Here is a 20,162-nt window from a genome sequence, read left to right as displayed (position 1 = left end):
CTGCAAAGGTGCCCTCGCCCTCACCATGCCATTCGTCACCTTCCACCAGAACGAGCAGGTCGCGCGCGAGGAAGTCCCCGCCGGCGCCAACCTGGTCGTGCGGGCCGGCATCCGCCAGTTCCCCTACCCCCTGCTGCAGTTCCGCTGCGGCATGGGCCAGTGCGGCCGCTGCGCCAGCCGGGTGCTCGCCGGCGCCGAGCACCTGCCACCCCCGAACTGGAAGGAGGAGAAGCTGCTGGGCGAGCGGCTGGCGCAAGGCTTTCGCCTGGTCTGTCAGTTGTGGCTGTCCCACGACATCGAACTGCGGCAGGACCGGGCATGTACCTGATCCTGACCAGCAAGCCCGGCGTGTACCGCAGCGAACCCGGGGCCGGCCTGGAATCGCTGGAGGCCTACGAATACCTGCACGGGGGCCGGCTGCGTGCGCGCTTCGTCATCGCCCAGCTCAAGGCCGACGACCGCGTGCGCATCGTCGAGGAAGGCGACGGCGGCAGCGTCAACGCCGTTCCGGCCAAGTTCTTCCCGCGCTTTTCCACGCTCGCGTCCGCGCGCGCCGAACTGCGCGAGCTCTGCCGCGATGGCAGCGACTCCAGCCTGCTGCGCCCCGTGGAGCTGCGCCCGCCGCAGCCGGCGGCCGGGGCCGGCACGGTGAGCGTCACCTTCCTGAGCAATGGCGGCAAGGTCGCCGCCGCGCCGGCCAACAGCAACCTGTTGCGGGTCTCCCTGCGCGAGAAAGGCGGCATTCCCTTCAAGTGCGGCGGGGGCCTGTGCGGCACCTGCAAGTGCCGCATCGAGCAGGGCCGCGAGTACACCGACGAGGTCAAGGCCAAGGAGCGCCGCCACCTGACCGAGGCGCAGCTGGCGGACGGCTGGCGCATGGCGTGCCAGACCTTCGTGCGCGGCGACATCGCCGTCTCCTGGTAGCCATGCTGCACATCACGGACGCCATGGTGGAGGGCGCGATCCGCCCGCGCGATGCCCAGCAAGTGCTGCACGACGCGTTCACCAGTTTCACGGCCGGGCGCGCGGCCATGCAGGAGCGCGCGAGGACCGAGGCCGGGGGCGTCAAGCTCTCCACCTTGGGCGCCGTGCTGCCGGACCTGGGGGTGGCCGGCGCCAAGGTCTACTCCACGCTGGCCGGCCGGTTCAGCTTCGTCATCCTGCTGTTCTCCAGCGAGAACGGACGCCCGCTCGCGTCGCTGGACGCCGGCGCCATCACGCGGCTGCGCACCGCCGCCTGCACGGTGCTGGCGGCTCGGCGGCTCGCCCGCCCGGACGCCCGCCGGCTCGCGCTCTTCGGCACTGGCGTGCAGGCCACCGCCCATGCGTTGCAGCTGGCCGAGGCCTTTCCGCTGGAAGCGATCCGGGTCTGCTCCCGCACGGCGGACCCGCGCTGGGCCGACGACCTGCAGCGCGCCTGTGGCGTGCCGGTGTCCTACGGCGACGCAGCCGGGGTGCTGGACGGCGCGGACCTGGTGGTCACGGCATCGCGCTCCCCCGCGCCGCTCTTTCCGGGCGAGCTGCTGCCGCAGGACTGCTTCGTCGCGGCGACCGGCTCGAGCCTGCCGACCACGCGCGAGCTGGACGACCGCGCTCTCGCGCGCGCTTCGCAGATCGTCGTCGAGTGGCGCGCCCAGGCGCTGCGCGAGGCGGGCGACCTTGTGCTCGCAGCGCCGGAGTTGCGGGTGGCCGACAGGGTGGTCGAGCTCGGGGCGCTGCTGGCGCGGCAGGCCCCGGGCCGCGCCAATGCGGACGGGATCGCGATCTACAAGTCGGTGGGGGTCGGGCTGCAGGACGTGGCGCTGGCGGGCCTGGCCTGGCAGCGCCTGCAAGCCCGGGGTTCTAGCTGAGCGGATCCATCTGCGCCGCGTTGTAGACGTGGCGCGTCGCCAGCATCGCGGCCAGCTCGGCATCGCCCTGGATCACGGCGCGCAGGATGGCGGCGTGCTCTTCCCAGTTCTGCCGGCCGCGCACCCGGTTGATCGGCGCGAACAGCAGGGCCGTGCGGTCGCGCAGCGAACGCATGATGTCGCGCAGGACGGAATTGGCGGCGACGTTGCCCAGCGCTTCGTGGAACTGCTGGTTCATCAGCGTGGTCCGGGCCACGTCCGAGCTTTCGGCGAGCCGCGTGCCCTCCTCCAGGATGCGCTGCAGTTCGGCGATCTGTCCGGGGTCGTGGCGCTTGGCGGCCAGCTTCGCATTGAGCCCTTCCAGCGTGGCGCGCACTTCGACCAGCTCGCGCATCTGCTGGTCGTCGAAGGTCACCACCGAGGCGCCACGGCGCGGCTCGATCACCACCAGGCCTTCGGCGGCCAGCTGGCGCAGGGCCTCCCGCACCGGCATCCGCGACACCCCGAATTCCTCCGAGAGGCGGCCCTCGATCAGGCGATCGCCGGGCGGGATGGTGCCCGCCAGGATGCGCTCGCGCAGGGCCTCCACGACAAGCCGGGTGAGCGGAGAGTGGCTGGCACCCAGGCTGGAATCCTTCAGGGTATCCATGTTGGTCCCGGATTCTACGCCGGTATACAGAATCCCAAGCCGCAAATCGTCCACCCGCCACTGCGCCGCCATGCGCGCCCAAGACCTGGATCGGCTGGGGAGCAGCCGTTTCCGATGTGTAGGATCGCGCGTGGATTTCCTTCTGACCCTCGCCCTCGTGCTGGCCCTGTCCTTCTGGATGACCAAGGCCAAGCTGCAGCAACAGCGCATCGCCCTCCTCGCCCGATTCCTTTCGGGCTTCAGCATCGAAAAGAACATCGAGACCCTGACCGAGGGCTACTTGCGGGCCCTGGGCGAAGCCGATCCTGGCCGGCGCGAACAGGTCTGGAACCTGCTGCGAACAACCGAGCAAGCGTTGTGCACGCAAATGCGCCAGTTCGCGAATGACTTCGCGGCTGCCGACGCCGCAGCCACTCGCGTGAGCAAGCTGCCGATCTGGCTTCCGCTGGCGTCAGCCTTCGCCGGTTCTTTCGACATGCGCGAAGCACTCCGTGTCCACGCACGGGGCATCTGCCGTGCCATCGACGAGGAAGGCGCAGGCTCGGCGAAGGATCGCGCGTTCGCCATTTCGGCCGAAATGCTCCTGATGCAACATACCTGCCACTGGTTCTGCAGGTCCAAGACCGTGGCTTCGGCCCGCATGCTTGCGCGCCATCGCACTTCGTACGAGCAACTGGTGGGCGCCGTCCTGCCGCAGACCCGCTCGGACTACCTGGGTCTGGTGTCGCTGGCCAGGCGCGCGTAGGCCACAACGCCATCCGCACCGGGAGGCTGGCCGGACTCGCTTGCGCTCTCGATTAGTGAGAGCGCGCCGGCAGGACATTACTACTAGCCTGGCCGGTAGGTTTTCACCTTGCGGGCAAGCATGGGTGCGTCGAAGGTGGGCAGCGGACCGAAGCACCGGCTCCGATCCCGAACTTGCAAAGGAGGCATGGCCATGAAGACCCTCAAAGCGTCTGCCGCGGCACTGGCAGTCCTGTGCGCAATCCCGACCCACGCCGAAGTTGTCACGAACGACAAGGTCGATGTCACCCTCGCGGTCTTCGTCCCCTGCGCCAATGGGGGTGCCGGCGAAGTCGTCAATCTCAGCGGGCCACTGCACGTCCTGACCTCTTTCACGATCAACGGGAACAGGATCCGCGGCATGAACCACTACCAGCCGCAGGGCATCGCCGGCATCGGCCAGAGCACTGGCGACACCTACCGCGCGGTGGGCAACACGTCGGACTACTTCAACGCCGCGTCCGAGAACGGAAGGTTCAGCCTCACGTTCCTGAACAACTTCAGGATCATCGGACTGGGCCCGGGAAACAACTTCCAGCTGCACGAGAACGTTCACCTCGTCGTCGCGGAAAGCGGCGAACTGACCAGCTTTCACGACAACTTCAGGGTCGAGTGCAAGTAGCCGGCGGGGCCAGCTCCGAAGGGGAGACACCATGGCCGACACCTACGTCCTGGTCCACGGCGCCTGGCACGGCGAGCTCCTGGAGCCCACCGCCAAGCACCTGCGCTCCCGTTGATGCTGCCTTTCCCGATCTGGCGCGAAGCCTTCATCATCGACGCCGACTTCGCGCTGGCCGAGAGCAGCTACGCCCGGCTCAATCCGCAACCGTACCGCACGTTCACCGAGCCGGTCACGCTGCGCACGGAGCTGGCGGCGTTGCAGATCGGCAAGTCCTACGTCAACTTCCAGCCGAAGCGGCCATTGGCTGTCTAAGCCTCACGCACGCCTACCTGCCTTGCTCGCGCAGCGCCGCTGCAGCCAGGCCGGCCGCCTTGCGCCGTATGCGCCGCTTGCCCAATGCCAGGACCACCAATGCGCCAATGGCGGCCGCACCGTACTCCCAGGCGTTGGCGTCCGGCAGGTGCGGCTGCAGCCCCGCATCGGTCCAGATCATCTGGCCTGCGACCCAGCCGAGCAGCATGGCCCCCAGAGTGATGATCACCGGGAAGCGGTCCATCAGGCGCAGCACCAGCTGGCTGCCTGCCACGATCACGGGGATGCTCACCAGCAGCCCGAAGATCACCAGCGGGACCTGGTGCGCGCCCGCGACCTCCGCTGCGGCGGCGATGGCCAGCACGTTGTCCATGCTCATGACGAGGTCGGCCAGGATCACGGTTCTCACCGCGCTCCACAGCTTGTCACTGGTCTGGACCGCACGCTCCTCGCTTTCCGACGGAGAAAGGAGCTTGACGCCGATCCACAACAGCAGCACGCCGCCCGTCGCCTTGAGGTAGGGGACAGCCAGCAGTGCCAACGCGAACAGGATGAGCGCGACCCTCAGGCCGATGGCCCCGAGCGTGCCGTAGAGGATGCCCAGCCTGCGCCGCTTGGGCGGCAGGTCGCGGCAGGCCAGCGCGATGACGACGGCGTTGTCGCCGCCCAGGAGGAGGTCCAGCAGGATGATTTGCCCCACGGCAATCCAGAACGCCGGATGGAGGAATTCAGGCATTCGGCACCGCGCTGATCTTGATGACAGCGCCGCTACTGCGCCGTTGCCGCGTGGCCGGCCAGTTGGAGTGCGTGCGTGCGAAGCACATGCGTTGAAGTACGAATTTGGTGTTCACCTTTGACCCCGGCCTGACCGCGGTCCGTATTCGTTAGACGCGAGTGGGTGCGTCCAGGTGACAAGATCGGGATCGAAAGCCGCTCTTGGCCGCCAGCGACTCCTCGCGCCCGATCCGACAGCGGCTCTTGCCGTCGCTCGCGCTCGACCAACCACGCGTTCACTCACGACCCCGGTTGACCCTCCACGCTCATGCGGGCCGTCTTGGCATCGAGCAGCACCTCGGGCTCGCCGGTCTCCTGCCAGTCGCGGCTGTCCAGCCGGGCGTGCAGTTGCGCCATGTCCAGGTCGCCGGTCCAGCGCGCCACCACCAGCGTGGCGACGGCGTTGCCGACCAGGTTGGTGAGCGCGCGGGCCTCGGACATGAAGCGGTCGATCCCCAGGATGAGCGCCAGCCCCGCGACCGGCACGTGGCCCACGGCCGAGAGCGTGGCCGCCAGCACGATGAAGCCGCTGCCGGTGACGCCGGCGGCGCCCTTGGAGGTGAGCAGCAGCACGCCCAGCAGCACCAGCTCCTGCCCGAAGGTCAGGGGCGTGTTGGTGGCCTGCGCGATGAACACGGCGGCCATGGTCAGGTAGATGCTGGTGCCGTCGAGGTTGAAGGAGTAGCCGGTCGGGATGATCAGGCCCACGGAGGTGCGGCGCGCGCCCAGGTTCTCCATCTTCTCCATCATGCGCGGCAGCACCGACTCGGATGAGGAGGTGCCCAGCACCACCAGCAGCTCCTCCTTGATGTACTTGATCAGCTTCCACACCGAGAAGCCATGCACCCGCGCGATCAGGCCCAGTACCGCGAACACGAAGATCAGGCAGGTGGCGTAGAAGGTCGCCATCAGCTTGCCCAGCGAGAACAGCGAGCCCACTCCGTACTTGCCGATGGTGAAGGCCATGGCCCCGAAGGCGCCGATCGGCGCCACGCGCATGATGAAGCCCACCATGGTGAACAGCACGTGCGAGGCCTTCTCCACCCAGTCGAACACCAGCGAGCCGCGGCCGCCGAAGCGGTGCAGCGCAAACCCGAACAGGACCGCGATCAGCAGCACCTGCAGGATCTCGCCGCTGGCGAACGCACCGACGAAGGTGTCCGGAATGACGTGCAGCAGGAAGTCGGTGGTGGTGCCGATCTTGCCGGGCGCGGTGTAGGCCGACAGGGCCTTCGTGTCCAGCGTGGCCGGATCCACGTTCATGCCGCGGCCGGGGCCGACCGCGTTCACCAGCACCAGCCCGACGATCAGGGCAATCGTGCTGACGACCTCGAAGTACAGCAGCGCCAGCCCGCCGGTCTTGCCCACCTTCTTCATGTCCTCCATGCCGGCGATGCCGGTCACGACGGTGCAGAAGATGATGGGCGCGATCATCATCTTGATCAGCTTGATGAAGCCGTCGCCCAGCGGCTTCATCGCCTCGCCGGTCGCCGGTGCGAAATGGCCGAGCAGCACGCCGGAAATGACGGCAATGACAACCTGGAAGTACAGCGAACGGTACAGCGGCTGACGGCGCGGCGCGTCGGTGGAGTCGTTCGAAGTGGCCATGACATCGACCGGGCGGGAACGAACGGCCACTCTACACCCGGGGGCGCGCGCACGGGGCGCTGGGCGCGCATAGCGCCTACCGTGCCTCTTCAGCCTTGAGTCTCGCCATCAACCCGCCTGGCCCCTTCCAGCGCAGGGCTGAGCCACGGGCCTTGATCTACTGCAGCGCACCTAGAATCCCGCCGGTGCAGGGACTCAAGCGAAAAATTGTCTACGTCGTTTCATTCGAGCTGATCGCCGTCTTGCTTGCCACCACGCTGCTGCGATGGCTGTCCGACAGCCCGGTAGCGACCGCGGGGGTCACCGCGCTGGCATCGTCGGCCATCGCGATGGCCTGGAACTATGCCTACAACACCCTGTTCGAGGCGTGGGAGGTCCGCCAGGCACGCAAGGGCCGCAGCCTGCTGCGGCGCATCGTCCACGCGATCGGCTTCGAGGCGGGGCTGGTCACGATGCTGGTGCCGCTCTTCGCGTGGGTGCTGGGCGTCGGCTTGCTCGCCGCGCTGCTGCTCAACGCGGTGATGATCGTGTTCTTCCTGGTCTACGCATTCCTGTTCAACCTGGTGTTCGATCGGGTGTTCGGATTGCCGTTGTCGGCGCAGGCGCGCTAGGCGCCTCGACAGGCAAGAGGATCTCAAATCGGGTTCCTTCGCCCTCTCCGCGGCTTAGCGCATTCACCGAGCCGCCGTGCAGCTGGACCAGGCGGCGCACGAGCGACAGGCCCAGGCCCAAGCCCTGCCCACCCTGCTTGACCTGGGAGAAGGTGTCGAACACCCAGTCGAGCTTGGAAGGCGGGATGCCTGCACCCGAATCGGTCACGCTGATGCAAACGTCGTTGTGCGCGAGCTTTGCCTCGATGCGGATCACCGAGGCGTCGGGGGAGTATTTGGATGCGTTGAAGAGCAGGTTCGTCAGCACCTGGTACATCCGCGCCGAGTCGACCACCAGTTCCGGTACCTCCCCGGCCACGAAGACTTCGCAGCGCTGCTTCCTCTCGCGCAGCACCGGATCGACCGCTTCGAGTGCGGCCGCGACGAGGTCGGCGATCGCCGCCCTCTCCAGCTTGAGGTCGATCTTTCCCTGCTGGATCCTGGCAGCGTCCATCAGATCCTCGGTCAGGCGGTTCATGTAGGCGGCCTGCCGCGCGAGCGTCGCGGTCGCTCGGCTTCGCGTTTCGGGCTGGGCCCCCCCCAGCTCCAGGATCTGGATGGCCGAACCGATGGCCGACAGGGGACTGCGCATTTCATGCGCCAACGTCGCCAGGAGCTCGGATTTCTGCGCATCGGCGGCCTGCAGCCTTGCGATCAGGTGCTTGGCGGCGTCCCGCGACTTGATTGCGCGGTGGCTGATATAGAGGATCACGGTCACGAGCGCCCAGTAGAAGGCCGACTCCACCGCCTTGGAAGGCGACATGACCATGAGGTGCAGGCGCGGCTCGACGAAGAAGTAATCTGCCCAGAGGAAGGACAGGACGGCGCACAACAGGCCGGCGCGCCAGGTTCCGTGCCAGGAAGCGAATGCGACCGCGGCGAAGGCTGCAGTGAACGCCTGGTGCGCGCCAAGAAGCGGATCGGCAAGGTACCGGATGGCCAGGGCCAAGGCCGAGAAGCCCACCGCCACCATGGCGCGTTTCCAGAATGCCAGTTGCGGCTCATCAGGCCTGAAACGGCCTTGCTGTGCAGTCGATGAGGGTCGTGGCGCAAGCACGCGTTCACAGTAGCAGAACCACCCGCAGATGGCGATCGTTCGCGGCACAGTCTGGCGCGCGCAAGAGTGCAGATGGGCCGCCGCGGTGCGCCGTCAGGCCACGTACGGTGCGAGCGCCTCGCGATCCCAATGGCCGAGGGTGGCGGCCGCGTCGTAGCTGGATCGCAGGAAGGCCAGCAGGTCGGCCTCGGGGTCGGCGGCGTGCCGAACGGCTTCGTACGGCAGGATGAACTCGTGCGCCGTCGGGTGGTAGTACGCCGCGGCCGGCGCGATCGCGTGCTGCGCGTAGCCGGTGGGCTCGGGGTAGGCGTAGGCATAGAAGGCGGGTTCGTCCACGTAGCCGCCGCCCGGCCAGAAGCCGGCGCTGCTGCACTCGTGCGAGTAGGCCTCGTGCATCACGTAGTCGGGGCAGTTGGGCGCGCCGCCGGGATGCAGCGGCGCGCGCCGGCCCGAGAAGCGGGTGACCGCCAGGTCGAAGCTGCCCCAGAAGAAATGCACCGGGCTCTGCTTGCCGGCGAAGTCGCCGCGAAAGCGCTTGAAGACCCCGTCGATCCGCGCCAGCACCTGCCACCAGCGCCGCACGGCCGCGGCGTCGTAGGCGGCGTGCTGCACGTCGTCGGCGAAGGGGATCGCGGTGGCCACTTCCACGGGGCGGCCCATGATCGCCGGGACGATGTCCAGCGAGCGCAGCGCGGCCAGGTAGCGGGCATGGAAATCGGTGACGGTCTGCGGCACCAGCGCCAGGGTGTGCGAGTCGCCGTCGCCGGTGCGCAGGTTCAGCGCATGGGCGATGAAGTCGAACTCCACCGACAGCATGCGGTCGCCCCCATGCATCGCCGACGTGGTGAGGCCGCGCTCGGTGACGTACAGCGTGGTGTGCCACCAGTGGTTCTGCCGCGGCGCCAGCGCCAGCCGGGTCTTTCCGACGATCTGGGTCCACATGTGCAGCGTCGCTGCGGTGTCGCGCCAGCCGGCCAGCGGCAGGTCGGGCCAATCGGCGGCGCGGGTGCGGGCGGATTCGCTGGAGGACATGGCGCGGCTCCTGGTGCCCGGCTGTCCGGCAGCCGGCCGGAACACCATAGCACCGGCGCGCCGGGTCCGGCGTGCGGCCTTTGCCAAGCCCATCGGGGCCTGCCGCGCGCATCATGGTGCCGATGACGCTGGCGGCCCGCTTTCCCTGCGACGACTCGGCGGCCCGGCGCGGCCCCGCGGTGCCCGGCTGCGGTCCCGCACAGAAGCGCTGGGTGCTGGTCGCCTCCATCCTCGGCTCCAGCCTGGCCTTCATCGACGGAACGGTGGTCAACGTCGCGCTGCCGGCGATCCAGCACGAGCTGCAGGCTTCGGTCTACCAGGCCCAGTGGGTGATCGAGTCCTATGCGCTGCTGCTGGCGGCGCTGCTGCTGGTCGGCGGCTCGCTGGGCGACCGACTGGGGCGGCGGCGCGTGTTCATGGCCGGGGTGGTGGTGTTCGCCTTGGCGTCGGTGGCCTGCGCGCTGTCGCAGACCGCGAACCAGCTGATTGCCGCTCGTGCCCTGCAGGGCGTGGGCGGGGCGCTGCTGGTGCCGGGCAGCCTGGCGCTGATCAGCGCGACCTTTCCGGAAGGCGAGCGGGGCGCGGCCTTCGGCACCTGGGCCGCGTTCAGCGGCATCACCTCGGCCCTCGGGCCGCTGCTCGGCGGCTTCCTGATCGACCGGCTGTCCTGGTCCTGGGCCTTCGGGATCAATGTGCCGCTGGCGGCGCTGGTGCTGGCGATCGCGTGGTGGCGCGTGCCGGAAAGCCGCCGGCCCGGCCCCCTGCCCCGGCTCGACGTGGCCGGTGCCGCGCTGGGCACGCTCGGGCTGGCCGGTTGCGTGTTCTTCTTCATCGAGGCACCGGCCCGCGGCTGGGGCTCACCCGCCGTGCTGGCGGCCGGCGCGATCGGCTTCGGCGCGCTCGCGGCCTTCTTCCGGGTCGAGCGCACGATAGCGGAGCCGATGCTGCCGCTGCACCTGCTGCGCAACCCCAACTTCGCCGGCGCCAACCTGCTGACGCTGCTGCTGTATGCGGCGCTGGGCGGCGGGCTGTTCTTCCTGCCGCTCAACCTGATCCAGGTCCAGGGCCTGTCCGCCACCGCCGCCGGCGCGGCGCTGCTGCCTTTCACCGTGATCATGTTCCTGCTGTCGCGCTGGGCCGGCGGGCTGGTCGATCGGCATGGGGCGCGCGGGCCGCTGCTGGCCGGTGCATCGATGGCGGCGGTGGGTTTCGCCCTGCTGGCGCTGCCGGGCACCGGGGCCGGCTACTGGCACTTCCTGCCGGGCATCGCCGTGCTGGGGCTGGGCATGGGGATCGCGGTGGCGCCGCTGACCACGACGGTGATGAACTCGGTCCCGCCCGATGCCGCCGGCGTCGCCTCGGGCGTCAACAACGCGCTGTCGCGCGTGGCCGGGGTGCTGGCGATCGCGGTGTTCGGCGTGGTGATGGTGCTGGTGTTCGAGCCGCGCCTGCGCGGCGCCGCCGCCGCGCTGCCGTCGGAGCTGGGCGATGCGCTCTGGCAGCAGCGCAGCCGATTGGCAGCGATCGAACTGCCGCCGGGCGCGCGCGGTGCGCAGGAGGCCGTGCGCCAGGCCTTCGTCGCCGGCTACCGCTGGATCATGGCCATCAGCGCCGTGCTGGCGCTCGGCGGCGCGGCGGTGGCGGCGCTGTGGATCGAACCGCGCGCGCCGGAGCGAAGTTGATCTTCCCGATCGGGCGCGCCGTCCTCTCTGGCGGGCGCGCAACAGGCGGCTCTAGTGTTCCTGGCCCCAGGCACCCCCCGGCTTGCGGGCATACACGTGGCGGCCCGGATGATCGGGGGTCGGGATGCTCAGGACCTGGGCATCGTGCTCGTCGCGCACGATCGCCGGCGCGGCCCCGCCCAGGTTCGGGTTGCTGTACCTCGCCAGGACGCGCGAACGCAGTTCGCCGTCGGTGCTCTTGAGCGCCACCCACAGGGCGTCGAGTTGTTCGGGTGTGTGCTGCACGATGGATTCCCAAGGTCGAGCAACATCCGCTTGTCCATTCGCCGCCTCCGTGAGCGTCAGGCCAGGTAACGCTCGCTCCAGGCCGCGATCATGTTCGCCGCATAGGTCGCGTCGCGGCGCCGGCGCAGCAGGTGGTCGGCGTCGTCGAGCGAGATGAAGCTCTTGGGATGGCGCGCATTGACGAAGAGGCCGGTGGCATTGCCGATCGCCACGGTCTCGTCCACGGGCGAGTGCAGGATCAGCAAGGCACGCCCCAGCTGGCCGACCTTCTCGCGCAGGTTCTGCTCGGCCGCGTCGGCGAGGAACTCGCGCCGGATGCGGAACGGCCGTCCGGCCAGTTGCACCAGCGCCTCGCCGCGGGCCTCGATCTCGGCCACCTGTTCGCGGAACAGGCCGGAGACATGGCTGACATCGCTGGGCGCGCCGATGGTAGCGACCGCCCGCACCTCCGGCACCGCGGCGGCCGCGGCCAGCACGGCCGCACCGCCCAGGCTGTGGCCGATCAGCAGGGCCGGCGCCGTGTGCTCGCGTCGCAGCCAGTCGGCCGCCGCAACCAGGTCCGCGACGTTGGAGGAGAAGTTGGTGTTGGCGAACTCGCCCTCGCTGTGGCCCAGGCCGGTGAAGTCGAAGCGCAGCACGGCGATGCCATGCTCCACCAGCGCCTGTGCGATGCGGCTGGCGGCGAAGATGTCCTTGCTGCAGGTGAAGCAGTGGGCGAACAGCGCATGCGCGCGGGCCGGTGCATCCGGCGCGTCCAGCCGGGCGGCGAGCAGGTCGCCGTGCGCGCCGGGAAAGGAGGCCTTGTCGGACTGCATCGCACCCTCCTCGCTGGCTAGCGGCCGAGAAACTCGACAAAGCCCTGCAGGAACTGCTGCAGCTGCGCCTTCATCTTCTCGTCCGCCATCTCCCCGGCCGGGTCGAACACCTGGCCAGCGCGCGAAACCATCAACCGGCCCCCGAACCAGGGCCGCGTGCCCAGGGTGCGCAGCACCGGCAGCCAGGCGTTCTGGGCCAGGATCGTGCCGAAGCCCCCAGGCGATGCGCCCAGCACCGCGACGGGACGGTTGCCGAAGATGCGGGCGATATCCGCCGGCGGCCGGCTCAGCCAGTCGATGCCGTTCTTGAGCACGCCCGGCACGCCGTTGTTGTACTCGGGCGTGGCCAGCAACAGGGCGTCGCAGGCGACGATGCGGTCCTTCAGCACCTGGACTGCGGGCGGGATGCCGTCGCGCGCCTCCGCATCGCCGTCGTACAGCGGAATGCCGTGCAGGGTGGCCAGCTCCAGCGTGGAACCGGCCGGCATCAGCCTGGCTGCGGTGCGCAGCAGCGCCGTGTTGAAGGAGCCGGCCCGCAGGCTGCCGGACAAGCCAAGGACAGTGGGCATGGCGGTTCCATCCGTGGGCGCCGCGGCGCCGGGCCATGACCTTAGCACCGCCATCGCTTCCGTGGGACGCGGTCCGGTGAATGAACGAGCCAGTCTCCTGGCCTTGTTCCCGCTCTGCTGCAACGTCCACGCGTGATCGGGCTGTCGCCTGCTACCGAATGTGGGTCCTCGCAAACGACCCCGCACGGCGCGCTACAGATGTTGCACCCATGCGCAGCGGCCCCGCTGGCAGTGCCGCAGCATCGGTCCCCCGCTGCATCCCCGTCCCGTCGACAAGGAAGAAGAGGTCATCGCCATGGAACGCAGGAGCTTCGTGCTCGGTGGGGCCGCCATCGGTGCTACCGCCCTCGCCGGCTGTGCCGGCACGCCACCCGGCAACCCATCTGCAGGGGCCGCACCCGCCGGCCCGGCCCCGGCTGCGGGTCCCGCCGCCCCATCGGCCAACCTGCTGACCGGCCGGGCCGCGTTTGCCGACTGGCGGTCCGATGCCCCCGGCGTGCGGCGCCTCATCCGCGCGTCCGACCTGCCGCCGCCGCCGCCGGTGACGGCCGCCGAGGCCGAGAAGTCGGTCGCCAGCACCGTGAAGGTGGTCCCGGCGCCGGCGGGCGCGCTGCCGCGGGTGCCCGAGGGGTTCGCCGTGCAGGTGCTCGCCACCGGCTTCAAGCAGCCGCGCACGATGCGCATCGCGCCCAATGGCGACCTCTTCCTGGCGGAAAGCGGCGCCGGACGTGTGCTGCTGTTTCCCGCCGGCCCGGGCGGCGTGCCGGCGGCGCAACCGCAGGTCTTCGCCGAATCCCTGGAGCGTCCCTACGGCATTGCCTTCGTGCCGCCGGCCGATCCCCAGTACGTCTATGTGGCAGCGGCCAACCAGGTGGTCCGCTATCCGTATCGCAGCGGGGACGCCAGGGCCTCGGGGCCGGCCGAGGTGGTGATCGACAACATACCGACCAAGCGGCACTGGACGCGCGACCTGGCGGTCACCCGGGACGGCCGGCGGCTGTTCCTGGCCGTCGGCTCGGCCTCCAACCTGGGCGTGGCCGACATGCCCGACCTGTCGCCGCAGGACATCCGGCGGCATGAACAGGTTCACGGCCGCGGCGCCGCCTGGGGCGGCGAAATGAATCGCGCCGTCGTCCGCGTGTTCGATCCGGAAGGAGAAGGCATCCGCAACTACGCCACCGGCCTGCGCAACTGCTCGGGCCTGGCGATGCAGCCCGGTACCGACAACCTGTGGGGCGTGGTCAACGAGCGCGACCACCTCGGCCCGCAGCTGGCGCCCGACTTCATGGCACGGGTGCAGGACGGCGGCTACTACGGCTGGCCCTGGTACTACGTCGGCGGAACGGAAGATCCCGCGCTCAGGGGCAAGCGGCCCGACCTGCGCGGCCAGATGCGCCAGCCCGAGGTGCTGATCCAGCCGCACTCCTCCGCCCTGAGCGTGGCGTTCTACGACCGCGACGCGTTCCCGGCCGACTACCGCGGCGATGCCTTCGTCGCGCTGCACGGCTCCCACAGCGCCCCGCAGCGCACCGGCTACAAGGTGATCCGGGTGCGCATGCAGGGCGGCCAGCCGACCGGCGAGTACGAGGACTTCATGACCGGCTTCCTGCTGGACAACGACCGCACCTGGGGCCGGCCCGCCGGCGTGGCCGTCACGCCCGGCGGTGCGCTGCTGGTGAGCGACGACGCCAACGGCACGATCTTCCGCGTCGCGCGCCGCTGACAGCGGTCGCGGACTGCTGCATCGACACCCCTCCAACCCCCAGCGAACAGGACATTTCTTCCATGAGCAAGTCCGACTATGACCCCGCTGCGCGTTCGACCACCGGCGCCGGCGCCCCCGCGCCGAGCGATCGCAACGTCCTGACGGTGGGCCCGAATGGCCCGATCGTGCTGCACGACGTGCACTTCCTCGAACAGATGGCGCACTTCAACCGCGAGAAGGTGATCGAGCGCCAGCCGCACGCCAAGGGCGGCGGCGCCTTCGGCGTGTTCGAGACGACCGCGGACGTGTCGCGCTACACCCGGGCCGCGCTGTTCCAGCCGGGCGCCAGGACCGAGATGCTGGCGCGCTTTTCCACCGTCGCCGGCGAGCAGGGCAGCCCCGACACCTGGCGCGACGTGCGCGGCTTCTCGCTGAAGTTCTATACGAGCGAGGGCAACTACGACCTGGTGGGCAACAACACGCCGGTCTTCTTCGTGCGCGACCCGATGAAGTTCCCGCACTTCATCCGCAGCCAGAAGCGGCTGCCCGACTGCGGCCTGCGCGACAACCACATGCAGTGGGACTTCTGGACCGGCAACCCCGAGAGCACCCACCAGGTCACCTACCTGATGGGCGAGCGCGGCCTGCCGCGCACCTGGCGCCACATGAACGGCTACGGCTCGCACACCTACCTGTGGGTCAATGCGGCCGGCGAGCGGTTCTGGGTCAAGTACCACTTCCACACCCGCCAGGGCATGGCGTTCTTCAGCAATACCGAAGCCGCCCGGATGGCGGGGCTGGATGCCGACTTCCACCGGCGCGACCTGTTCGATGCCATCGCCCGCAGCGAGCACCCGAGCTGGCTGCTGTCGGTGCAGGTGATGCCCTATGCCGAGGCGCGCAACTACCGCTTCAACCCGTTCGACCTGACCAAGACCTGGTCGCACAAGGACTATCCGCTGATCCCGGTCGGCACCATGACGCTGGACCGCAACCCGGAGAACTTCTTCGCCCAGATCGAGCAGGCGGCGTTCTCGCCGGGCAACACGGTGCCCGGCATCGGCCTGTCGCCGGACAAGATGCTGCTCAGCCGCGCCTTCGCCTACAACGACGCGCAACGCAACCGCATCGGCACCAACTTCCACCAGCTGCCGGTCAACCGGCCCAAGGTGCCTGTCAACACCTACCTGTTCGACGGCCCCATGGCCTACGCGCACAGCGGCAATGCACCGGTCTATGCCACCAACAGCGGCGGCCGCCCCTGGGCCGACGAGACCGGCGCCGCGGCCGAGGGCTGGGAAGCCGACGGCGAGCTGGTGCGCAGCGCCTACACGCTGCACGAGGAGGACGACGACTTCGGGCAGCCCGGCACGCTGGTGCGGGAGGTGTTCGACGATGCGCAGCGGACGGCGCTGGTCGACCAGGTGGCTGGCAGCCTGCTGGGCGGCGTGCGCAGCCCGGTGCTCGAACGCGCCTTCGACTACTGGAAGCAGGTGGACGCCGATGTCGGCCGCCGCATCGAGGAGAAGGTGCGTGCCGGCGCCGCGACCAAGCCGGCCGAGGGCATGGGCGAAGCCTGAGCGCGCCACAATGGGCGCCATGCAACGACGCTTGCTGATCTGCGCCCTCGCCTGCTGTCCCGTTGCCGCGCTGGCCACGGAGCAGGAGCCTGGTGGCCAGCCGCGCCACAAGATTTCCGCCACAACGCTGCACCAGGCCTTGTCGGAACGCTTTCCCGTGCGCCTCGGGCTCGGCGGCCTGCTGGAGCTGCAGGTCAGCGCACCCCGCCTGCACCTGGTGCCGGTGCGCAACCAGCTCGGCGCCGCCTTGCAAGCCCAGGCCGGCGGCCCGGTGCTGCAGCCGCTGCCGCCGGGCGAGCTCGACCTGGTGTTCGGCGTGCGCTACGAACCGGCCGACCGCACACTGCGGGCCCACCGCCCCGAGATCCTCGAGCTGCGCCTGCCCGGGCTGGCGCCCGCAGCGGCCGAAGCGCTCCATGAGCTGCTGCCGGCGATGGCGCGCCAGGTGCTGGGCGACATCGTGCTGCACCGGTTCTCGCCGCGTGAACTGGCGCTGGCCGACACCCTGGGCTTCGAGCCGGACCAGGTCACCGTGGTCGACGATGGCCTGGTGCTGGCGTTCGCGCCGAAACCGCGCCGCTGAGGCGGCTCCACCGAAGCACCTCGCCTCGGCCGGTCACAGCGACCGCAGGTACTGCGCCAGGTCCTGCACCTCCTGCGCCGACAGGCCCAGGTTCAGGCGACGGTTGTAGGTATCGACCACCGCTTCCTGGTCGGCCGCGGAGCCGTCATGGAAGTAAGGCGGGTGCTGCCAGTTGCCGCGCAGCGGCGTGGCGCGGTACATCCCGGTCGCCGAACGGCTGGCGTAGCTGGGCGACTCGGGCTCGGCCATGGATGCCGACGGCGGATGCAGCCGCGAGTCGGTGAAGGTGGCGCCGGAGTGGCAGGTCGCGCACTGGCCGGCACCGAAGAACAGGGCCCGGCCGCGCTCGGCGGCGGCGGCGTTGAACGATCCCGCGGGCGCGGCCGGCGCCGCCAGCGAGAGCTGGTAGGCCTGCAAGGCCGGCAGCTTGGCGGACACCATGTCCTGCGTGCCGTGCACCACGTCCAGGTTCAGGCGCGGCTCGGAGAACGAGCCCTGCCCGCCCATCTCGACCACCGACACGTAGCGGTTCCAGTAGGCGATCTCGTCGCCGTCGCCCGTGTAGGTGACCTTGTTCACGCCCAGCAGGCCGAAGGCCGGCGGGATCACCACCGGCTTGCTCTTGCCGTCCACGTTGAAGCGCGGATCGAACTTGCCCTTGCCCCAGGACGCATAGACCGCCTTCTGGGCCGCGGTCAGTGCCGGCGACAGCGAGATGATCAAGCCGGGATCGAGGTCGCGGTTGGGCCAGCCGTCCAGGCGCTTGCCGATGCCTTTCGCGAACGAGTTGTCGACCGTGGAATGGCACAGCGCGCAGGTGATGCCCACCTTGGTCAGGCGTTCGACGCCGCCGACCGTCTCCACCGTCCCCTTCACGCCGACCACCGCCCCCAGCTGGATCAGCGCGAGCGTGGTCTTCGTGTCGTTGAGGTCGACGGTGCCCTTCTGGATGCCCTCGACGACGGCGGCGGGCAGGGCCTCCGAATCCACCTTCAGCCCGACGTCCAGCGCGATCTTCGGCGTGACGTTCTGCTCGATCACCTCGTGCATGCGCAGCGTGTCGGTCCACTGCGCTTCGTCGCCGAAGGTGTCCTCGCGGAAGATCTGCTTGCCCTGGGCGACGAGCTGGGGATCGAGCGTGGGCGTGGCGGGATCGGAGCCGCCGCAGCCGGCCAGGAAAAGGCCGCTCAGGCCGAGCATGAGTGGATTCAGCACGCGCGACAGGCGGCGGCGCGGATGACGGAGGCGCATCGTGGGGTCCTTGCTGCAACCGGGGATTGGTTGGTGGCATAGACGTGGCGAAGCGCCTGTTGGTGACAAGCCGCGCTTTGCGCGGCTGAGCTGGTACGGCGTAGCGCCGGAGCGGCGGCCGTGCGCTCGTCTCAGCTGGAGCGCGCAGCGGCGCGCCGGCCGGCCAGCCAGGCGACCGCGATCGCGACCACGAGCAGGCCCTGCGCCAGCAAGCCTTGCGCCGTCGGGTGGATGCCCAGCAGCGGCAGCGACAAATGGCCCGCCGGCGTGGCGCCCATCACGCCGGCTTCCTGCAGCGCGGCGATGCCATGGCCCAGGAACACGACGGCGATGACCACCAGCAGCGCGGAGGTGGCGACGAAGAACGGCCCGATCGGCAGGCGCGCACCGAAGCGCAGGATGGCCCAGGCCAGCACCACCAGCAGCGCGGCGCCGGCCAGCATGCCGCCCAGCACCGCGTGCTGGCTGCCCGGCCCGGCCTGCGCCCACAGCGCCTGGTAGAACAGGATCACCTCGAACAGCTCGCGGTACACCGCCAGGAAGGCGATGCCGGCCATGGCCCACAGCGTGCGCCGGCCCAGCGCCGAGGTCACCTGTTCGCGGATGAAGGATTGCCAGGCCTGCGCGTGCGAGCGCTTGTGCAGCCAGGCGCCCACGTACAGCAGCATGGCGCAGGCCAGCAGCGCCGACACGCCCTCGGTCAACTCGCGGCTGGCGCCGGTGATGGCCAGCACGTGGTTGGACACCAGCCAGGTCGCCACCCCCAGCAGCGCCGCCGCGATCCAGCCGGCATGGATCCACGGCATGGCATCGCGCCGGCCGGTCTTGCGCACGAAGGCGATGATCGCGGCCAGCACCAGGATCGCTTCCAGGCCTTCGCGCAGCAGGATCAGCAGCGAGCTGGTGAAGGCCGCCTCGGCCGACAGCCCGCCTTGGCCCAGCTTGTCCTCGGCCTGGTCGAGCAGGCCGTCGATGCGCTCCACCTGCTGCGCGATGGCCGGCGCCGGCCGGCCCTGGTCGATGGCGTGGCGCAGCGCCATCATCTCCTTCTCGGTCGCGCTGCGCAGGGCCGGGTCCACGTTGTCCAGGCTGGACTCGACCAGCTCGAAGCCCTCGAGGTAGGCGGTGATGGCCTCGCGGCGCGCGGCCTCGCGGTCGCCGCGCGCGTAGGCGGCCAGCGTGTCCTGCAGCTTGCTGCGCGTGAACGCCAAGGCGCCCGGACGGGTCGGCTCCAGCAGCCGTGGCTGCGCCAGCAGGAAGGCCTGCACGGCCGGCAGGTCCGGCTGCTGCTGTGCCAGCGCGGCGGGCGCGGCGGTCACCAGTTGCCGCAGCGTACCCAGTTCGTTCTTTCCTTCGCCCTGCTTCCAGCCTTGCTCGCCCTGGCTGATGGTGGACGGCGGGTGGCGCAGCCCGGCCACGAAGAACGCCAGGGCCCAGCGGTCCGCATCCGACAGCTCGCCGAAGGCACGCATCGGCGTGCCCCCCACGCCCAGCGTGACGGTGTTGTACAGGCCGTAGGGGCTGCGCTGGCGCATGCGCGCCTCGTCATGGAAGTTGCTGGCCGGCGGGTCCATGCCCTTGGCCGCAGGCCCGTCGCCCCGGCCTTGCGCACCGTGGCAGGACGCGCACTGCTGGCGGAACAGCGTGGCCGCGCGGGCCAGGTCGGGCGCCTGGCGCGGCGCGACGGCCACCGAATAGATGCGAATCACCTCAGCGGCAACCGCGCGCGCCAAGGCACTGACCTCCGCGCCGGGGGCCCTGGCTTCGACGGACGCCAGCAGCTGGCGCGCCCGCTCGAGCAGCCCGGCCTTGCCCGGAGCGTCCGGCATGCGTTCCAGCAGCGCCAGCGAGCGGGCCGCGAACTCTTTCTGCTCGGCGTACTCGGGAGCGTCGAGCACCTTGCCGTCCTGCACGAACTCGGGGTAGTCCACGCTGACGTAGTCGAGCATGTGGATCACGGCGGGAGCGGCTTCGCCCGGCGACGGGGCCTGCGCAGATGGGCTGGCCGCCGGCTGGGCAAACGCGGCGGCAACTGCGAACGTTAGGAAAAGGCCCAGCCACAACCAGCGGCGCGGCGCCGGTGCGCGTCGGCCCCGGCCACAGCCGGCAAGGCTGGGCAATCTCACACTCCTTCAATGAGAATTATTCGCATTGAAGGAGTGTACGCCGATTCAGCTTCCGTGCCCCTTTCGCGAGAGCGCCCGGCGGGCCGCTTGTCGAAGCCCGCTCAACTCCACAGCGCCAGCATCACGATCGCCCAGACCACCACCACACCGGCGATGCCGGTCCAGAAGTAAGGCGTGCCGACCAGGCCGAACTCTTCCGGAGCCATCTCAGGCTCCCGCGCGGCGGCTG

Annotated in this window: 20 protein-coding genes and 1 pseudogene; 11 read left to right on the top strand and 10 right to left on the bottom strand. The window is 69.8% G+C overall.

The window, feature by feature from the left end:
* Nucleotides 1-25 precede the first annotated feature (25 nt).
* From PE066_RS17245 to PE066_RS17235, 3 genes are all read left to right on the top strand, one after another.
* On the top strand, nucleotides 26-328 hold the full coding sequence (locus PE066_RS17245; protein ID WP_271233755.1) for a 2Fe-2S iron-sulfur cluster-binding protein: 303 nt from the start codon (nucleotides 26-28) through the stop codon (nucleotides 326-328).
* Between the two features lie 284 nt (nucleotides 329-612).
* Nucleotides 613-924, top strand: a complete 312-nt coding sequence (locus PE066_RS17240; protein ID WP_271236607.1) for a 2Fe-2S iron-sulfur cluster binding domain-containing protein — start codon at nucleotides 613-615, stop codon at nucleotides 922-924.
* 2 nt (nucleotides 925-926) lie between these two features.
* Entirely contained in the window at nucleotides 927-1,850 is a 924-nt protein-coding gene (locus PE066_RS17235) for an ornithine cyclodeaminase family protein (protein WP_271233754.1), read from the top strand.
* Here PE066_RS17235 and PE066_RS17230 read toward each other — a convergent pair.
* A complete protein-coding gene (locus PE066_RS17230; protein WP_271233753.1) occupies nucleotides 1,843-2,499 on the bottom strand; it encodes a GntR family transcriptional regulator in 657 nt (218 codons plus the stop codon). The two genes, PE066_RS17235 and PE066_RS17230, sit on opposite strands and share 8 nt — an antisense overlap.
* Before the next feature lie 130 nt (nucleotides 2,500-2,629).
* Between PE066_RS17230 and PE066_RS17225 the strand changes: the two genes are divergently transcribed.
* The 3 genes and pseudogenes from PE066_RS17225 to PE066_RS17215 all read left to right on the top strand — a co-directional run.
* A complete protein-coding gene (locus PE066_RS17225) occupies nucleotides 2,630-3,244 on the top strand; it encodes a hypothetical protein (protein ID WP_271233752.1) in 615 nt (204 codons plus the stop codon).
* Between the two features lie 192 nt (nucleotides 3,245-3,436).
* A complete protein-coding gene (locus PE066_RS17220) occupies nucleotides 3,437-3,904 on the top strand; it encodes a hypothetical protein (protein WP_271233751.1) in 468 nt (155 codons plus the stop codon).
* A gap of 111 nt (nucleotides 3,905-4,015) precedes the next feature.
* A pseudogene (locus tag PE066_RS17215) lies at nucleotides 4,016-4,192 on the top strand (alpha/beta hydrolase); the annotation flags it as partial.
* 37 nt (nucleotides 4,193-4,229) lie between these two features.
* On the opposite strand, the gene PE066_RS17210 reads toward PE066_RS17215, so the two are convergent.
* Both PE066_RS17210 and PE066_RS17205 read right to left on the bottom strand, forming a co-directional pair.
* Nucleotides 4,230-4,952, bottom strand: a complete 723-nt coding sequence (locus tag PE066_RS17210; RefSeq protein ID WP_271233749.1) for a TerC family protein — start codon at nucleotides 4,950-4,952, stop codon at nucleotides 4,230-4,232.
* A 278-nt stretch (nucleotides 4,953-5,230) separates the two neighbouring features.
* A complete protein-coding gene (locus tag PE066_RS17205; RefSeq protein WP_271233748.1) occupies nucleotides 5,231-6,598 on the bottom strand; it encodes a dicarboxylate/amino acid:cation symporter in 1,368 nt (455 codons plus the stop codon).
* Nucleotides 6,599-6,783: 185 nt separating this feature from the next.
* Between PE066_RS17205 and PE066_RS17200 the strand changes: the two genes are divergently transcribed.
* Nucleotides 6,784-7,209 (top strand): PACE efflux transporter, encoded by a 426-nt coding sequence (locus PE066_RS17200; RefSeq protein ID WP_271236606.1) that lies wholly within the window; start codon nucleotides 6,784-6,786, stop codon nucleotides 7,207-7,209.
* Here PE066_RS17200 and PE066_RS17195 read toward each other — a convergent pair.
* Nucleotides 7,154-8,221, bottom strand: a complete 1,068-nt coding sequence (locus tag PE066_RS17195; RefSeq protein ID WP_271233747.1) for a sensor histidine kinase — start codon at nucleotides 8,219-8,221, stop codon at nucleotides 7,154-7,156. The two genes, PE066_RS17200 and PE066_RS17195, sit on opposite strands and share 56 nt — an antisense overlap.
* A gap of 177 nt (nucleotides 8,222-8,398) precedes the next feature.
* The gene (locus tag PE066_RS17190) at nucleotides 8,399-9,337 is read right to left on the bottom strand and encodes a DUF5996 family protein (protein WP_271233746.1); all 939 of its coding nucleotides are present in this window, start codon (nucleotides 9,335-9,337) and stop codon (nucleotides 8,399-8,401) included.
* Nucleotides 9,338-9,459: 122 nt separating this feature from the next.
* Here PE066_RS17190 and PE066_RS17185 point away from each other — a divergent pair, with 122 nt between their 5' ends.
* On the top strand, nucleotides 9,460-11,019 hold the full coding sequence (locus PE066_RS17185) for an MFS transporter (protein ID WP_271233745.1): 1,560 nt from the start codon (nucleotides 9,460-9,462) through the stop codon (nucleotides 11,017-11,019).
* A 51-nt stretch (nucleotides 11,020-11,070) separates the two neighbouring features.
* Here PE066_RS17185 and PE066_RS17180 read toward each other — a convergent pair whose 3' ends face one another.
* The 3 genes from PE066_RS17180 to PE066_RS17170 are packed head-to-tail and all read right to left on the bottom strand — an operon-like array spanning nucleotide 11,071 to nucleotide 12,688.
* Entirely contained in the window at nucleotides 11,071-11,304 is a 234-nt protein-coding gene (locus PE066_RS17180) for a hypothetical protein (protein WP_271233744.1), read from the bottom strand.
* 56 nt (nucleotides 11,305-11,360) lie between these two features.
* Nucleotides 11,361-12,119 carry an alpha/beta hydrolase family protein gene (locus tag PE066_RS17175; RefSeq protein ID WP_271233743.1) on the bottom strand — a complete coding sequence of 253 codons (759 nt, stop codon included), beginning with the start codon at nucleotides 12,117-12,119 and terminating at the stop codon, nucleotides 11,361-11,363.
* Between the two features lie 17 nt (nucleotides 12,120-12,136).
* Nucleotides 12,137-12,688, bottom strand: coding sequence for an NADPH-dependent FMN reductase (locus PE066_RS17170; RefSeq protein WP_271233742.1), 552 nt, complete (start codon nucleotides 12,686-12,688; stop codon nucleotides 12,137-12,139).
* A gap of 295 nt (nucleotides 12,689-12,983) precedes the next feature.
* Here PE066_RS17170 and PE066_RS17165 point away from each other — a divergent pair, with 295 nt between their 5' ends.
* The 3 genes from PE066_RS17165 to PE066_RS17155 all read left to right on the top strand — a co-directional run bounded on the left by PE066_RS17165 (nucleotide 12,984) and on the right by PE066_RS17155 (nucleotide 16,556).
* Nucleotides 12,984-14,411: a PQQ-dependent sugar dehydrogenase gene (locus PE066_RS17165; protein ID WP_271233741.1), complete on the top strand. Its 1,428-nt coding sequence runs from the start codon at nucleotides 12,984-12,986 to the stop codon at nucleotides 14,409-14,411.
* 62 nt (nucleotides 14,412-14,473) lie between these two features.
* On the top strand, nucleotides 14,474-15,973 hold the full coding sequence (locus PE066_RS17160; RefSeq protein ID WP_271233740.1) for a catalase: 1,500 nt from the start codon (nucleotides 14,474-14,476) through the stop codon (nucleotides 15,971-15,973).
* Nucleotides 15,974-15,992: 19 nt separating this feature from the next.
* Nucleotides 15,993-16,556, top strand: a complete 564-nt coding sequence (locus PE066_RS17155) for a DUF1439 domain-containing protein (protein ID WP_271233739.1) — start codon at nucleotides 15,993-15,995, stop codon at nucleotides 16,554-16,556.
* Nucleotides 16,557-16,589: 33 nt separating this feature from the next.
* Here the strand turns inward: PE066_RS17155 and PE066_RS17150 are convergent, their stop codons facing one another.
* Nucleotides 16,590-17,807, bottom strand: a complete 1,218-nt coding sequence (locus PE066_RS17150; protein WP_271233738.1) for a c-type cytochrome — start codon at nucleotides 17,805-17,807, stop codon at nucleotides 16,590-16,592.
* Nucleotides 17,808-17,938: 131 nt separating this feature from the next.
* Nucleotides 17,939-19,756 carry a cytochrome c/FTR1 family iron permease gene (locus PE066_RS17145; protein WP_271236605.1) on the bottom strand — a complete coding sequence of 606 codons (1,818 nt, stop codon included), beginning with the start codon at nucleotides 19,754-19,756 and terminating at the stop codon, nucleotides 17,939-17,941.
* Between the last annotated feature and the right edge of the window lie 406 nt (nucleotides 19,757-20,162).

It is taken from the genome of Ramlibacter tataouinensis (assembly GCF_027941915.1).
Lineage (GTDB): Bacteria > Pseudomonadota > Gammaproteobacteria > Burkholderiales > Burkholderiaceae_C > Ramlibacter > Ramlibacter tataouinensis_C.
The sequence above is the reverse complement of the archived record's forward strand: the minus strand, read 5'-3'. Positions and strand labels throughout refer to the sequence as shown.

Bases quoted from the DNA above. Each gene is read 5' to 3' on its own strand.
- PE066_RS17165 (WP_271233741.1), top strand. From the start codon at position 12,984: ATGGAACGCAGGAGCTTCGTGCTCGGTGGGGCCGCCATCGGTGCTACC.
- PE066_RS17190 (WP_271233746.1), bottom strand. From the start codon at position 9,337: ATGTCCTCCAGCGAATCCGCCCGCACCCGCGCCGCCGATTGGCCCGAC.
- PE066_RS17145 (WP_271236605.1), bottom strand. From the start codon at position 19,756: ATGCTCGACTACGTCAGCGTGGACTACCCCGAGTTCGTGCAGGACGGC.
- PE066_RS17195 (WP_271233747.1), bottom strand. From the start codon at position 8,221: ATGGTGGCGGTGGGCTTCTCGGCCTTGGCCCTGGCCATCCGGTACCTT.
- PE066_RS17170 (WP_271233742.1), bottom strand. From the start codon at position 12,688: ATGCCCACTGTCCTTGGCTTGTCCGGCAGCCTGCGGGCCGGCTCCTTC.
- PE066_RS17150 (WP_271233738.1), bottom strand. From the start codon at position 17,807: ATGCGCCTCCGTCATCCGCGCCGCCGCCTGTCGCGCGTGCTGAATCCA.
- PE066_RS17245 (WP_271233755.1), top strand. From the start codon at position 26: ATGCCATTCGTCACCTTCCACCAGAACGAGCAGGTCGCGCGCGAGGAA.
- PE066_RS17235 (WP_271233754.1), top strand. From the start codon at position 927: ATGCTGCACATCACGGACGCCATGGTGGAGGGCGCGATCCGCCCGCGC.
- PE066_RS17155 (WP_271233739.1), top strand. From the start codon at position 15,993: ATGCAACGACGCTTGCTGATCTGCGCCCTCGCCTGCTGTCCCGTTGCC.
- PE066_RS17160 (WP_271233740.1), top strand. From the start codon at position 14,474: ATGAGCAAGTCCGACTATGACCCCGCTGCGCGTTCGACCACCGGCGCC.
- PE066_RS17205 (WP_271233748.1), bottom strand. From the start codon at position 6,598: ATGGCCACTTCGAACGACTCCACCGACGCGCCGCGCCGTCAGCCGCTG.
- PE066_RS17220 (WP_271233751.1), top strand. From the start codon at position 3,437: ATGAAGACCCTCAAAGCGTCTGCCGCGGCACTGGCAGTCCTGTGCGCA.
- PE066_RS17185 (WP_271233745.1), top strand. From the start codon at position 9,460: ATGACGCTGGCGGCCCGCTTTCCCTGCGACGACTCGGCGGCCCGGCGC.
- PE066_RS17175 (WP_271233743.1), bottom strand. From the start codon at position 12,119: ATGCAGTCCGACAAGGCCTCCTTTCCCGGCGCGCACGGCGACCTGCTC.
- PE066_RS17230 (WP_271233753.1), bottom strand. From the start codon at position 2,499: ATGGATACCCTGAAGGATTCCAGCCTGGGTGCCAGCCACTCTCCGCTC.
- PE066_RS17210 (WP_271233749.1), bottom strand. From the start codon at position 4,952: ATGCCTGAATTCCTCCATCCGGCGTTCTGGATTGCCGTGGGGCAAATC.